Source organism: Lewinella sp. LCG006 (assembly GCF_040784935.1).
Classification (GTDB): domain Bacteria; phylum Bacteroidota; class Bacteroidia; order Chitinophagales; family Saprospiraceae; genus Lewinella.
Window position 1 is genome coordinate 4,869,475 of record NZ_CP160680.1, and the last position, 16,220, is coordinate 4,885,694.

7 protein-coding genes are annotated in these 16,220 nt (G+C 46.7%); 5 read left to right on the forward strand and 2 right to left on the reverse strand.

The features are described from left to right. Positions 1-33: 33 nt before the first annotated feature. Positions 34-2,301, reverse strand: coding sequence for an aconitate hydratase (locus AB0L18_RS17490; RefSeq protein WP_367388601.1), 2,268 nt, complete (start codon positions 2,299-2,301; stop codon positions 34-36). Between the two features lie 228 nt (positions 2,302-2,529). Here AB0L18_RS17490 and AB0L18_RS17495 point away from each other — a divergent pair, with 228 nt between their 5' ends. After that, entirely contained in the window at positions 2,530-4,194 is a 1,665-nt protein-coding gene (locus tag AB0L18_RS17495) for an ATP-binding protein (protein WP_367388602.1), read from the forward strand. Between the two features lie 41 nt (positions 4,195-4,235). On the opposite strand, the gene AB0L18_RS17500 is transcribed toward AB0L18_RS17495, so the two are convergent. After that, positions 4,236-5,543 carry an amidohydrolase family protein gene (locus AB0L18_RS17500; protein WP_367393162.1) on the reverse strand — a complete coding sequence of 436 codons (1,308 nt, stop codon included), beginning with the start codon at positions 5,541-5,543 and terminating at the stop codon, positions 4,236-4,238. A gap of 139 nt (positions 5,544-5,682) precedes the next feature. Here AB0L18_RS17500 and AB0L18_RS17505 point away from each other — a divergent pair, with 139 nt between their 5' ends. The 4 genes from AB0L18_RS17505 (at position 5,683) to AB0L18_RS17520 (ending at position 16,199) form a co-directional block, all read left to right on the forward strand. Beyond that, complete coding sequence (locus tag AB0L18_RS17505; RefSeq protein WP_367388603.1) at positions 5,683-8,334, forward strand: 4-alpha-glucanotransferase; 2,652 nt, start codon at positions 5,683-5,685, stop codon at positions 8,332-8,334. Between the two features lie 160 nt (positions 8,335-8,494). Further along, the gene (locus AB0L18_RS17510; RefSeq protein ID WP_367388604.1) at positions 8,495-11,290 is read left to right on the forward strand and encodes a triple tyrosine motif-containing protein; all 2,796 of its coding nucleotides are present in this window, start codon (positions 8,495-8,497) and stop codon (positions 11,288-11,290) included. A gap of 262 nt (positions 11,291-11,552) precedes the next feature. Further along, on the forward strand, positions 11,553-13,463 hold the full coding sequence (locus tag AB0L18_RS17515; RefSeq protein ID WP_367388605.1) for a glucoamylase family protein: 1,911 nt from the start codon (positions 11,553-11,555) through the stop codon (positions 13,461-13,463). A 33-nt stretch (positions 13,464-13,496) separates the two neighbouring features. Then, a complete protein-coding gene (locus AB0L18_RS17520; RefSeq protein ID WP_367388606.1) occupies positions 13,497-16,199 on the forward strand; it encodes a T9SS type A sorting domain-containing protein in 2,703 nt (900 codons plus the stop codon). The last annotated feature ends 21 nt before the right edge of the window (positions 16,200-16,220 follow it).

Sequence of the window (16,220 nt, forward strand, 5' to 3'; positions counted from 1 at the left end):
TTTTAAACCCTTACACTTTTACACCCTTCCAACCTACTTAGCCAATTCCTCCTTGATCTGATTCAATGCAGAACCTGCTTTTACCCAACCAATTTGAGCTTGGTTATAGGTATGAGCTACTTCAAAACGATCTTGGGTGCCATCAGCGTGATCAAGCACTACGGTCAGGTTTTTACCTGGAGCCATGCTGTCAAAGTCAATGATGGAAACTTTATCATCCTGGCGTACCTTTTCGTAATCCGCTGGATTAACGAAGGTCAAAGCCAACATTCCCTGCTTCTTAAGGTTGGTTTCGTGAATACGAGCAAATGATTTTACAATCACTGCGTGAACACCGAGGAAGCGAGGTTCCATGGCTGCGTGCTCGCGGGAAGAACCTTCACCGAGGTTTTCTTCACCGAAGATTACACTTCCAATACCGTTGTTACGGTAGTAGAGCGCTGTGTCAGGAACAGGGCCGTACTCGCCTGTTTCAGCATTCAGCACCTTGTTGGCCTGGTCGTTGAAGTAGTTGATCGCACCAATGTAACAGTTCTGAGAAATATTTTCCAGGTGACCACGGTAAGTCAACCATGGGCCAGCCATAGAGATGTGGTCAGTGGTACATTTGCCTTTCGCTTTGATCAGGACACGCATATCTTGTACCTGATTTTGGGTGATCGGCTTAAATGGCGTCAACAATTGAATCCGGTCAGAGTTAGGATCTACAGATACATTTACGCCACTTCCATCTTCCATCGGCGCAATAAACCCAGCATCTTCCACCGCGAAACCTTTAGGAGGCAGCTCAACACCCGTTGGAGGATCGAGTTTCACCTGCTCACCGTTTTCGTTGGTGAGGGTATCGGTAAGTGGGTTGAAGGTCATACTGCCAGAAATCGCCATAGCGGTTACCAGTTCCGGTGAAGCTACGAAAGCGCGGGTAGCGGCGTTGCCGTCGTTACGCTTGGCAAAGTTACGGTTGAAGCTGGTAATGATACTGTTGGCCCGGTTAGGATCATCCGTATGGCGTGCCCATTGTCCGATACAAGGACCACAAGCGTTAGCGAGTACTACACCACCAATTTCTTCGAACGCTTCCAGGATACCATCGCGCTCAACCGTATAACGAATTTGCTCCGAACCAGGGGTAACGGTGAATTCCGATTTTACTTTCAGATTTTTGGCTTTCGCCTGACGTGCCAAACTAGCTGCACGGTCCAAATCTTCGTAGCTGGAGTTGGTACAAGAACCAATCAAACCTACTTCCAGTACAGGAGGGAAGTCGTGTTCCTTAACCGCAGCCGCAAATTCAGAAATTGGCCACGCACGATCAGGGGTGTAAGGACCATTGATATGAGGCTCCAAAGTAGAAAGGTCAATCTCAATGACCTGGTCGAAGTATTTTTCTGGATGAGCGTAGCATTCGGCATCGCCCGTCAGGTGCTCGGCTACTTTGTCTGCCATGTCTGCAATCTCGGCGCGATCAGTTGCTCGAAGGTAGCGGCTCATGGATTCGTCGTAGCCAAAGGTAGAGGTCGTAGCACCGATCTCGGCACCCATGTTACCAATGGTGCCTTTACCCGTACAAGAAAGTGATTCGGCACCCTCACCAAAGTATTCTACAATTGCGCCAGTTCCACCTTTTACGGTAAGGATACCCGCAACTTTGAGGATAACATCTTTAGAGGAAGTCCAACCGCTAAGTTTGCCCGTCAGTTTGATACCAATCAGCTTAGGCATCTTAAGCTCCCAAGGCATACCTGCCATTACATCAACAGCATCAGCACCACCTACACCAATGGCAATCATACCAAGGCCCGCACCATTAGGCGTGTGCGAGTCGGTACCAATCATCATTCCTCCAGGGAAAGCATAGTTTTCAAGGACAATCTGGTGAATGATACCAGCGCCGGGTTTCCAAAATCCAATACCGTATTTGTTGGACACGGAGGTAAGGAAATCGTACACTTCCGCATTCACATCGTTGGCGATAGCCAAATCCTCATCGGCACCAACTTTGGCTTGAATAAGGTGATCACAGTGTACGGTAGAAGGTACAGCCACTTTGTCACGACCAGCTACCATAAATTGTAGCAGGGCCATCTGGGCAGTAGCATCTTGCATAGCTACCCGGTCCGGGGCGAAGAAAACGTAGTCTTTTCCTTTCTTGTATTCCTGGAGAGGAGATTCTTCGTGAAGGTGAGTATACAGAATTTTTTCAGCCAGCGTCATGGGGCGTCCCAGCATCTTGCGGGCCGCTTCAACCTTAGCCGGTAGCGACTTATAATAAGCCGCAATCATATCCAAATCAAATGGCATCGGTGGGTATTTTTTATATTAAAAATGTACAATATCTTTTCCTAGAACAACTCATAAGGCCGTCTGGGTCACAAAAGTACATTTTTTCGTCTCATCTTGCAGGATGGAATGGAGGCTTTAGCTAAAATTTAGACGCTTTCTACTTAAAATTATATATTTTTGAATTTGTTAGGTAGAGATGCTTTCTGGCTCACTATCGAAATATCCTTAATCCGTGCATAGTAATCAATGAAAGAATTGGATGCCAAATTGTTAGCAACCTTGCCGGACACGGAACGCCTGAAGGTAGAAGCTTATATTGCTACTCTGAAAGGAAAAATTGATTACCAAGCAGAAAAGCTGGAGGAGTTAAAAACTTCTGAAGTCCTTTACCGGGAATTTATTGAATTAGCCCCTGTTGGAATCTGTCGGGTAGACTTACAAGGACATGTTGTTTATACGACGGCTGCTTCTGATCAAATAATGGGTTTTGAGCGCAATGCTTATATCAATAAACCTTTGATTGACCTTGTTTATTCCGAGGATAAATTGCATTTCGAAAAGTTAGTAGAGCGACTGGTCACGGAAAAAAAACAAATTGTCCACGGCGAATTTCGTTGGGTTCGTAATGACGGCACCGTCATCTGGTTGAAAGGATCTGGCCAACTCAAATTGGATGAAGAAAATAGGCCGCTTTATTTTATCTTATCCTATCTCGATATTACAAAAAACAGAGAGACTGAACGCTTACTACGAGAACAAGGCGCACTTTATCAGGCTATTATAAAAAATGCAGCGGAAGGGATAGACATCATTGATGTGTCTGAATTTCACCCCATCACCAACCCGCGTGGCACAGTCTTGATTCGCAACAAAAGAATGTCAACGCTTTTTCAGAGTGAAACGGATCTATTTGGTACCGCAGAAGAAATTCTCAGAATCACCCCCGAGGTTCAACCCAATGGTGAGCCATCGCTGGTCTTGTGGGAACGCATCATCAAGCGGCTTTATAAAATGCGGGCGAGCCAGGAAGTCTTTCGCTTCTGGCACAGCGAAGAATTGTATTTTGATATAGAAGCTTTTGAGCAAGTGCTAGAAATCGATGGCCGTAAATTACTGCTGCGGATTTACCACGATATTACGGAAAGGGTGAAACAGGAAAACCTTATCGAAGAACAGCTCGAACAGCTCAATACCCAAAACAAGGACTTGCAAACCTACATTGAGAGCAATATGCAATTGGAAAATTTTGCCTATATCGCTTCTCATGATCTAAGGGCACCCATTCGGAACATTGTCAGCTTTTCAAATCTCCTCGAGCGCAGACTTGTCGATCGACTGGATGAAAAGGAGCAAGAGTTTTTACAATTTATCATTAACAGTGCGGTCAATATGCAGGCCCTCATTGAGGATTTGTTGACCTTCTCTCGCGCAAACACCAATAAACGACAACTTAGCCTGATTCCTTTTCCATTGCTCATTGATGAATTGGAGCAAGAGCTACAACCCATCATCGAAAATAAAAAGGCGGTGGTCGTATGGCCGGAAGAATCATTCAGTATTTATGCTGATCGGATAAAGTTGAAACAATTGCTCCAAAATCTCATTGAAAATGGACTGAAATTTTGTCTCCCAGAGCAACAGCCAGAAGTTGTGCTTACCGTTACCAATTCACCAGAGGAATGGCAGTTTTCGGTAAAAGATAATGGTATTGGAATTGAAGAAGAATTTCTCAGTAACATCTTTCTGATCTTCAAACGACTCCATAGCCAAAAGGAATACGAAGGTACCGGCATTGGCCTGGCCCTTTGCAAAAAGTTGGTAGAGCAACATGAAGGTCGCATCTGGGTCCATTCCACTCCGGGGAAGGGAAGCACCTTTTATTTTACCGTCCCCAAAGGTTTGGCTGATTGAGTTAGGCTGGACTTTCAACGAAAATCCAGCCTAACTTTAATTTACTTGATTCTTTTTCCGTGCTTGATCACCATATCGACATCTGCTAAGATGTTGATATAGCGCAATACATCGCCTTTCACTGCGATGATGTCAGCATATTTCCCTTCTGAGATGGTTCCATAATCCTGCTCCACACCCATCACTTTTGCGGGCCAGTAAGTAGCTCCTTTAATGGCGTACATCGGGTCAATGCCAAATTCATTGACCCAGACATCTAGCTCGTGCCAGGTACTTTGGCAATGGAATTTGGTAGGAATACCACTGTCTGTGCCCACCAGCAACACCACGCCTGCATCTAATAATTGCTTCACTTTTCTTTCCAGCGTTGGCCGTCGCGAAGGTGTCAATTGGAAGTAGGGCAAGCGACCAGGGTAGCGAATGGATTGTTCGATATCGGCGATAATGTCATCCGGCAAACCTAAGTGCCAGCAGTCGCTGTCCAGCTCTTCCGGGTTGTCGCGTTTGTATTCATAGTTGTAAAGTCCCTCCACCGTAGGTGTCCAAAAGAGCGGGCCCAGGTTCATCTGCGCGGTGCGTTCTTTGATCATTTCCATCACGTCGGCAGGGTATTCAGGGGCCGAAGAAAGGCCCGTATGCTCAAAACAATCGACTCCCGCTAATAATCCTCTACGGATTTCTTCGGGTCGGTGGCTGTGGGCTACCACGGTCAGTCCGTGTTTGTGGGCTTCGTCCACCACTGCTTTGACTTCCTCCATCGTCATTTGATCCTGGTCGATGAGCTTGATGCAATCCACACCTGCTTCAGCGAGTTCACGGACTTTGCTGCGTGCGTCGGTTACGCCACTAATCCCCCAGCGGAAAGCTTCGGTGCCGGGATAGGGCTGATGCTGGATAAAGGGGCCACTCATGTACAGCGTTGGCCCTGGAATTTCTCCTTTGTTGATGCGATCCCGGACCTCAATACTTTCTTTCAGTGGGGCACCCAAATCACGGGCACTGGTTACTCCCGCACGGAGGAGTTGATGGGCAGAAGAAGGCATAATCACATCGCCCAAGCGATCGAGGTAAGCCGTATCCCAGTGGGCGTAGTCGGCGTGACCATTGATCATCAGGTGTACATGCATATCCCACAAGCCAGGGAGCACACTCATCCCTTCGGTGGAGATCACTTCAGCTCCTGCGGGAACCGATAGGTTGCCCTGGTGCCCAACTGCGACAATGCGATCATTTTTTATGATAATAACACTGTTGTGAATGGGCTTGCCGCCAAAGCCGTCAATCAGGGTGCCTCCTACGAGGGCTTTGGTTTGGGCATTTACTGTTTGAAATGCGCCAAAAAGGAGCATAAAAGAAAAGGTGAGCAGTTTTTTCATGACTAGTTTTTTTACCTACACTTAAGTTTCGTTGGGAAACCCATACCCAAGATAAGAAATCTTAAAACTTCCTTCTATCTTTGGGCAGAGCCTACTAAAATAGCTAGTTACTATGCTGATCCAATTCTCTATCAATTACCAAACCAAATGGGGGCAACAGGTATTTGTCCGCACAAATCAAACTAGTCAACCCTCCATTGCCCTGGAATACCAGCAAGACGGTTGGTGGAAAGGTACCTGGGAAACGAATAAGCTGCCTGCTGATTTTGCTTATCGTTATCAAGTGCTTGATGGCCATGGCCATACGGATGAAGAATTGGCCATTGACCGGACGATCAACATAGGAAAAGTGCAAAACTTATTGCTCGAAGATAGCTGGCGCTCCCGCGAACTCCCTTCCGTAGCGCTCCATGCATCGGCCTTTGAGCAAGTGATTTTTAAGCCAGCAGAACTTCGCAAAGCTCCCTCTTGTAGCCCGGTAGTGGGGAAGGTGAAAGTTCAGTTTCAGATGTTGCAAGTGCGGGTGCCTGCTCATCTGCAATTGGCCATTGTAGGTAATACCAAGGCCCTGGGCAACTGGCAACCCACTGACGCTTTGCTGCTAGGGAGTATGGATTATCCATTATGGCAGGCAGCGGTGACGTTGTCTCCTGGCCAGCATCTGGAATACAAATATGTCCTTCTTGATCCCAAGAGCAAAGAAGTTGTTTCCTGGGAAGCAGGCCCAAATCGCGTATACAATGTGCCTTATGGCCCGGAAGCAATTGTCAAAACAGACAGCAGCTTTTCCTTTGCGGAAGGCAATTGGAAGGGCGCAGGCGTGGCCATGCCCGTTTTTTCTTTGCGTACCAACGAAAGTTTTGGTTGTGGTGAATTTACGGATTTGCACAAACTGGTCGACTGGGCAAAGCAACTGGGCATGAGTATGGTGCAAATTTTGCCCGTCAACGATACCATTGCTACTTATACCTGGGTAGATTCCTACCCTTACGCAGCCATCTCCGTTTTTGCGCTCCACCCGCTGTATTTGAGTATCGATGATTTAGAACATACGCTCAACAAAGCTGATGTGGAAAGGGAACGTAAGGCACTGAATGCTTTACCCGAAGTGGATTATGAGGCGGTGGTCAAGTTTAAACTGGATTATGCGCGAAAGGTGTACAAGAAGGCGAAAACAGCCTTCTTGAAAAGTGAAGCGTTCGCTACTTTCTTTACAGAAAACAAGCATTGGTTGCAGGACTACGCCGCTTTCTGCTACCTGCGTGACAAATACCGTACGCCCAATTTTACAGCATGGGAAAGCCATCAGGTCTATGATCAGACAGCGATTGCTGCACTTACAGACCCAAAGAGCAAAACCTATGATGAGGTGGCTTTTCATTACTACCTTCAGTTTCATCTCGATAAGCAACTGAAAGGAGCTGGCGACTATGCGCGCAGCAAGGGTGTGGTTTTGAAAGGAGACATCCCCATTGGCATCTATCGCCATAGTGCAGATGCCTGGGTTGCCCCTGAATTGTACAACATGAATGGCCAAGCTGGTGCACCCCCGGATGATTTCGCTACGGAGGGGCAAAACTGGGGCTTTCCTACCTACGATTGGGAGGAAATGGCCAAAACCGATTATAAGTGGTGGCGGCAGCGTTTTACACAGTTGAGCCGCTATTTCGATGCTTTTAGGATCGATCACATCCTTGGCTTCTTCCGTATTTGGGAAACGCCCATCGATCAGATCGAAGGCATTATGGGACGCTTCAATCCGGCACTGCCGGTACAGTTGGACGAATTTTACCAAAGAGGGATCTATTTTGATTTCGACCGTTTTTGCCTTCCTTATATTACCATAGAATTGGTTCGTGAAATCTTTGGGGAAGATGCTGCTTACGTACAGGATAACTTTTTGGAAGTCTTCCACAATCGTCTCAAATTAAAAGATAACTACGCTACCCAACGCCAAATCAAGGCCGCTCTATCGCCAGCAGATCAACACCTGGAGAAGCGGTTGTTTTCTTTGGTGAGCAATGTTCTTTTCTTTGAGGTGGAAGGTTCCCATGGTAGTCAGTTTCATCCACGCATTGATATGCAAAAGACCTGGTCGTTTCGGTTGCTCGACGGCTACACCCAGGGGCAGCTTACAGATGTTTACAATGACTACTTCTACCGTAGACAAGAGGATTTTTGGCGGGAAAAAGGCATGACCAAGCTCCCCGCGATGAAAGAAGCGACCAATATGTTGATCTGTGGCGAAGATCTTGGCATGGTGCCTAATTGTGTGCCTGAGGTCATGAAAGACTTAGGCATTCTTTCCCTGGAAATACAGCGCATGGCCAAAAATCCTCAAACCGAGTTTTTGTCGGCTGCTGATATTCCTTATTGGTCGGTATGCAGCCCTAGCACCCACGATATGTCGCCCATCAGGCTCTGGTGGGAAGAAGAGACACCTGAGCGCCGCCAGCGATTTTGCAACCGCGAACTGGGCTGGTGGGGTGAAGGGCCGGAAACGTGTACGCCTGATTTGGCCCAAGCCATTATCCTTCAACACCTCAGTTGGCCGACCATGTGGACGGTCTTCCCGCTTCAGGATATGCTTGCCATCGACGGAGATCTTCGCCACCCCGATCCGGCTGCTGAGCGCATCAATATTCCAGCTATTACCCAGCATTACTGGCGGTATCGGATGCATTTGTCAATGGAGGATTTGCTGGCAGCGGATGACTACAATAACCACTTCCGGGAGATGCTGGAAGAGACCGGAAGGGCTTAGACGGTAGAAGGATCCAGGATAGAAGGTAGAGGGAGGACTATAAAGGCCACTTTCTACTGCGGTTTTATACCCCTCTGCCATTTACTTCAAGGGGTGATAGCATCGCCTCGCGACCCTCGACGATTTTTGCCAGAAAGCGGAAATCAAGCTAATAAATTGAATGATTCGAGTTTTTGCAAAATATATACGCTTTCTGTTCCTACTCTTGAGCCAATTGCTGTTGTTTGGTCAACTCACAATAGCACAGGGGGACACTTTTGTGAAAACGAATCGTTCTCGTCCAGAAACCCCTCGGGTGCGCACATTTACCCCTAATGACTACCAAGCTTCTAACCAAAATTGGATGGTGGCACAATCCTCTGATGGGAGTATGCACATCGCTAATTCCGGCGGATTACTTACGTATAATGGCAACTACTGGCTCCTTCATACCTTGCCTGGGCAAAAAGTAGTGCGGTCTGTCGCCATTGGTGCAGATGACAAGGTTTATGTCGGTGCTTACAATGAATTTGGCTATTTTGATATGGATGCTGATGATGGAAGTAGCTATGTATCAATCAGTAAGTACCTGCCTAAAGCGGAATTAGGCGAAGAAATTTGGAATATTATTGTCCTCGACTCCGTCGTCTTGTTTCATTCTTTCGGTGCTATTTATATTTATAATGGTAAGCATGTAGAAAAGGTGTTGCCTCCCGGGGTGATATTGAACATGATCCAAGTTGATGATCAACTTTTTGTTCCTGTCATTGATGAAGGTTTGTTCCAGTGGAGACCAGGAGGGGCTTTTTCTTTGTTAGCAGGCACAGAGGCATTGGCGGGTAAGAATATCCGAGGCGTTGTATCCGTAGATTCCTGCTTGCTTATTGCAACAGAACGGAGTGGTATTTTTCAGCTGCAAAATGGACATTTATCCAAGTGGGAAATTCCCTTGTCTGGTGTTCTGGTCAATGACCAAATCAATCAATTTGAGCAACTGCGTAGTGGGCTTTTTGCAGTAGGTACTATCCTGGGCGGCTTGTATTTGTTGCACAAAGACGGTCATTTACATAGCCGCCTTGATCGTTCGGGGGGCTTGCAGAACAACACGATTATCTCGATGTTGGAAGATACTGTGGGGAACTTATGGTTAGGATTGGACCGGGGGATCGATTTGGTGGTATTGAATGATCCTTTACGTTATTTCACAGCCAGCCAGCAAGCGATTGGTGCGGTATATGCTGCCGCAATTTTTAATGATAGGTTATACATAGGAACGAATCAGGGTTTGTTTCAACGGCCACTCAATAGTATTGCTCCTTATCAATTGGTCGCAGGTACACAGGGGCAGGTATGGGAGCTGAGTGTGATGGATGATCAATTGTTGTGTGGGCATAACAATGGTACTTATCTTATTGAAAACCAGGATGCCGTTTTAATATCGGAAGTTACTGGTGGGTGGCAGTTGTCTCCTCTTGCTCATCACTCACCCAAGTTTTTACAAGCTACCTATACAGGTGTCATCCGCTTGGATCGGAAAAAGGAACAATGGACATTTTCTCAACCTTTTCCTGGCTTGACAGCGCCTTTAGATGAAATTATACGTACGGATACTTTTGAATTCCTCGCCGCACATGCCTCGGAAGGGCTTTACTGCCTTAGGTTGAATGCGGATTATAGTGCTTATGAAAAAATAGAAGCATTAGGAGAAAAAGAGGGTTTACCGGAAGGTCATTCCTTTCACATGACAAAATTTTCAGAAGGGGTATTGGTGCAAACGGCTGACCAGAAATGGCTCTATAAAAACCGCCAGTTTCTACCGATTGATACTTTTCGTGGGGAAGTGTTATTGCCCAACTCCTGGGTATTGGCTGGAAGGGAAGATCAATGGATGCAGGCAACGTTTAACCAGGTTTGGATGTACAATTACGAGGAGCTTCCTGTCCGTTTACCTATCAAGTTGGCGCGGCATGAGCCAAAGCTGATCAACCTCTCTAATGGGCAGTCGCTCTTTTGCCTTGATGAAGGCTATGCCTTATTGGACCCTGAACAGTTAACGGTTGAAATGCCTTCTTCCACTCTTTTTATCCGGTGGGAATATTATGATGATAAGGAGAATTGGCAATCCCTTCCTGACACCCAGGCTACGCTGGCTTTTCGTCAAAATCAACTACGTTTTTCTTTTCATCAACCTGTTTATGATGAACCTGGGCTGTACCGTTACCAACTAAAAGGTTTTGATACCGGCTGGTCGGAATGGTCGACACGATATGAGAAAGAGTATACCAATTTACCTGCCGGGAAATACGAATTTATGGTGACCTCGCAATTTAGCGGAGTAAGTAGATCGATAGCGTTTGAAATCAATCCTCCCTGGTATTTGTCAGGGTGGAGTTTTGTTTTATATACTATCCTGGCCTTGCTTATTTGGTGGGGATTGTACCGTTTGCACAATTGGCGACTGCATCGGCAAGCACTGGCATTGGAGTTAAAGCGCAAACGTGAATTACAACACGAACGCATCCAGTTACGCAACGAACAACTCCAGGCGGACATCATCGGCAAAAGTAAAGCACTTGCCAATAGTACATTCAACCTTGTTCGTAAAAATGAAATTTTACTCACCCTCAAGCAAGAACTCCGAACAGCTGCCCAACGAAGCCTTTCTGAGCGCGACTACTACAAACTAAAAGACCTGATCGACAAACACCTGAGTGGTGAACAAGATTGGGAAATGTTCGAGTCGAACTTTAATCAGGTGCACGATGATTTTTTCAAAAGGCTCAAAAAAGCATATCCTGATCTCACCCCCGGTGATTTGAAGCTGGCAGCCTATTTACGGATGAACTTATCTTCAAAAGAAATCGCACCCTTACTGCATATCTCCATCCGGGGAGTGGAAAACAAGCGCTACCGCCTCCGCAAAAAAACCAATCTGGACGCGAACGATAGCTTGACCGACTTCTTTATGAATTATTAGAGATGATGAGGTGCAAGGTGTAGTGGGGAAATTGTTTTTTTGCACCAGTATATTGGCTTTTATTGGTTTTAATTATCTGTTTATCAGTTAGCTGTGTCCACTGAGATCCTGTCTCCAAAAATCCCCGTCTTTTTACAAAAATCATCAATGGCGTAGTCGTGGTGAGGTGTTTTTCTTGCTTTTGGCAAGTCTTGATCGTAATATTATGCTTGATAATAGCGAATTAGCTATTAAATATTTGGTTGTAATATTATTTGACAAAATGATCAAACTGTTTACTCTTTTTCTGTTGTTTCGGCTTCCATCCTTGCTCCGCATGGCTGTTTTTGCGCTTTTGTTGTGTTGTAGTAGCATTTTTTTGGCTGCGCAGCCCGATACGCCAACAGGATTGACGGTACAAGCTTATGACCACCATTGTGAACTCCAATGGGATGCCAGTGCCGAACCTGGTTTACAAGGGTACCGTATCTATGCGCAACACGAAGGAGAGGCCACTTATAGCTTTATTGGTTTCGTGAATAACGTAAAAACCAGTTTTATCGATTTTGTCGGCGATTGGAACAAAACAACGGCATACTATCTGACCGCCGTTGACCTGGCCGCCCAAGAAAGTACCCCTTCGGATACGCTTACGGCAACCACTTTCGAGATGACAGATGAGCAGTTGCTGGATATGGTTCAGGCTTATACGTTTCGCTATTTCTGGGATTTCGCCCATCCTGTTTCTGGACTGGCAAGAGAACGGAACACCACGAGTACGGTCACTTCCGGGGGAAGCGGCTTTGGTGTGATGGCTATCATTGTAGGAGCAGAACGTGGATTTGTAACCTATGAAGAAGCATTGGTGCGGATCAATAAGATCGTTAACTTTTTGCACGATGATGCTGCTCGCTTTAAGGGAGCTTTCTCCCATTGGCTAAACGGCGCAACCGGGCAGGTTATCCCCTTCAGTCCACAAGACAATGGCGGGGATTTGGTGGAGACAGCCTTCCTCGTACAAGGATTACTCACCGCACGGGAGTACTTCAGCGGTAATACCGACATGGAGATCTCCGTAAGAGAAAAAATAACCAATATATGGGAAACAGTCGACTGGAATTGGTATCGCAAACTAGTCAGCAACGTCTTGTATTGGCATTGGTCGCCGGATAATAATTTCAACATCAATCTTCCCTTGCGGGGATTCAATGAAACCCACATTGTTTACCTGCTGGCCATCGCTTCGCCTGTAGAGGCATTCAATATTCCTGCTTCACTCTACCATACCGGCTGGGCCGGGGGCGATTATACCAGTAACAGCAGTTACTATAATTACCCGCTGGAAGTAGGAGGTTTTCGGGGTGGGCCGCTGTTTTTTAGCCACTACAGCTATTTGGGTTTTGATCCACGCGGCATCGCTGATCAATACACCAATTACTTCAATCGAAATACTTATCACACGCTGATCAACCGGGCACACTGTATCGCTAATCCTTTTGGGCACGTGGGATATGGCGAGAACAGTTGGGGCTTGACTGCAAGCGATAGCCCCAATGGCTACCTGGCGCATGAGCCCGCCAATAGCACCACCGATAACGGCACGCTGACTCCTACCGCTGCGCTGAGTTCTATGCCCTACACACCTGCTTTGAGTATTAGTGTGATGAAGCATTTCTATCGAGAATACGGCGACCGGCTCTGGGGCGAATATGGCTTTTACGATGCCTTTAACCCAGGAGCCAATTGGTTTGCCAACAGTTATCTGGCCATTGACCAGGGACCGATTATTTGTATGATTGAAAATTATCGCACAGGCTTGCTTTGGGATTTGTTTATGCAGAACCCGGAAATACAACCTGCGCTTGATGCGATTGGGTTCACCCCCGATACTTCCGTCGTAAACAGCGTGAAAAAGGTAACAGATTTCCTGGCTAGCGAAGTTACGCTTTCCCCAAATCCCGCAAGTAGCCAGGTGACCATGGTCTTTAGCCTTAAAAACACAACTGATCTAACGATTCTTTTACGGAATACCAATGGTCAACAAGTAGCTGTGTTGCAAAAGCCTACCACGCTTGCTGCTGGAGAACAAAGATTGACTTATCAACTCCCTTCCTTACCAGAGGGGCTCTATTTTATTCAAATGATATCGGAATCAGAACAGCATTGGTCTCCATTAGTGCTACTGGGTTCCTAATATCAATCACATTCAACCATTAAAAAAGCTTAAATGTTAAAAATTCTACTTACCCCAATCCTCTTACTGCTGCTGACCTTCAGCTTGTCGGCACAAGTAATTTACGAAGACTTCGAGGGCGGTGGCCAGGGGATAACCTGGACGGCCTTTGACGGTACTTATGATGGTGTGGTTGCCAACCCTGCTATGGCTGGTATTAACACTAGTGCTAATGTGGGTTCCTATACCAAGAGCAATATGCATGCTTACAGCCTTTTCCTTGGGGAATTGGCTACACCAATGGATCTTTCTGTGAACAATCATTTCAAGATTCAATTGTATGCCGGTGCTGCTACCCAGGTACTGATGAAACTGGAAGGTGTAGGCGAAGCCATTGAAGTCACAAAAAATATTGCCATTACCAACCGTTGGATCGAATATGATTTTGATTTCAGTGGAGCGGCTGGTTTTACGACGATCACCAAGATTATTTTCTTCTTTGATCCAGGGGTAGAGGCCAGCGGTGATACCTACCTATTCGACAACATAGTGGCTACACCCGCAAACAGTTGCGCCGGAACAATTCCAGACCCTCTGATCATTGACGATTTTGAGTGCCAACGCAACGCTACTTATGCGATCCCTGGCTACGATGATATTGAAGCCATTGCTAATCCCGATGCCAGCGGCATTAACACCAGTGCAGGTGTAGGCCAGTATACGGACCGCGATGGTGAGTACCACGCGATGGTGATTGACTACAATAGTGCTTTAGATTTGTCGGTCAACAACCAGATTTGTATGAAAGTTTGGGCACCTGTAACGGGTAACCTATTGTTTAAGCTCGAAGGCGGGCTCTCTGCTCCTGTAGAGCAGGGCGTACAAATTACACAAACCAATACTTGGGTAGAAGTGTGTGCCGACTTTAGTTCACAGGCTACGGCGAACCACAAGAAATTGGTATTCTTTTTCAATGCTGGTGTCAATGGTGATGGAGACATCTATTACATCGATGATATCACCCGTATCCCTGCTCCAGCCGCAGAACCCCTAGAAGATTTTGAAGGTGGTGCTGCTTTAGGCTGGATGCCACTGAACGGTGATACCGATTTGCACGGTACGTTTAATGGCGCAATCAATAATCCCGACCCTGCCAATGGTAACACCACCCCAACGGTGGGTAGTTACACCAGAGGTCCATCTAACTTTAGCACCTTAACCGCGTTTCTGCCAGAAGGCATCGACCTGTCGGGTAATCCACAGATCAACATGCAGGTATGGGCACCAGCAGGAGCTACCACCGTAACTATGCAACTCCAAAGCCCAACCGAAGGGGCCGTGAGTGTTTCTCAGAACTTAGCTGCTACCGAGAGCTGGGAGTCGTTAAACTTCACCTTTGAAGATTATGCTGATGTTACTGACTTTGAACGCATCAACCTCTTGTTCGATCCAGGAACCACGACCACGGGTACTTACTATTTCGATAACCTCGGTCAGGGCGAAAGCACCGTTGATCCTTGTGAAGGAGTAGAGCCTCTTACAGGTATCCTCGACAATTTTGAATGTCAGCGCAATGCCACTTATTCTGTAGGCATTGATCGCCTTACCGTGATCGATAATCCAGATTTAACGCCCGCTAACCCGAGTGCCAGAGTAGGAGAGTACCTTGATCCCAACGACGAATGGTCAGCGCTGGTGATTGACAACGTAGATCCTTTTGACCTAACGGACTACAACCAGTTTTCGGTGATGGTTTGGTCTCCTGCTGCGGTACCAATGTTGGTTAAACTGGAGGGTGGCCCTAATCCTGCTACCGAAGTATTCGTAGACATTACAGAAACCAATGCATGGGTACGTTACCAGGTGGACTTTAGTGCGGCTGCCGATATGGGATACACTCGCCTGGCTATTTTTATGAATGCAGGCCAAAACCCTGGTAGTGAAGTTGCTTACTATCTCGACAATATCGAGTTACGCCACGCACCTCTTCGTGATTGTGTGAGTAACTTCGAAACACCTGAAACCAGCTTAATCGGTTGGCGTTATTTTGCCAATGGAGCATTGGAGGGCAACCCATTTATCGTACAGGCCAACCCTGCACCTGATGCAGTGAATGGTAGTGCGATGGTAGGTACCTTCGAAGAAGCCAATGACGGCCTAGAATTTGCTGGTATGTTTGCCGATCCGATTGGGCCAATCGCTTTGCCCAATGATAATAAAACCATGACCATGAAGGTATGGATGCCCGTAGCAGGGATCGTGACCATGAAATTGGAAGGCGGTATCGATGGTGCGCCCAATTCTCCTGATAACAATGTAGACTATACCACGCCTAATCAATGGCAGGAGCTGACCTGGGATTTCAGTGGGCTTCCTGATGATGCTCTTTATGCAAGGGTTACTTTAATACCCAACTTTGGCGTGATTCCTACGGAAAACCTTACGCATTACTTCGATGATATTTCAGTAGCTGGTGAAAGCTGTGGCACTGTGGGGGTCTTCAACCCTGTACAAGTGGCTCAATTACGCGTTATGCCCAACCCGGCACAAGATGTTCTTCGTGTTGAAAATGCGGAAGAAGCTACGCTGTTCCGGATCGTCAACGTATTGGGACAACCCATGAGAACGTTACAATTGGCGAGCAGCGCACAAGTTACAGAGTTAGACCTCATCGGCTTGTCTCCAGGGGTATACCTCCTCACTGCTTACAATCAAAGCGGTCAGCTGGTGGCTAATGCCAAGTTTGTAAAACAATAAGCTTTGGGTATTAGGTACTTA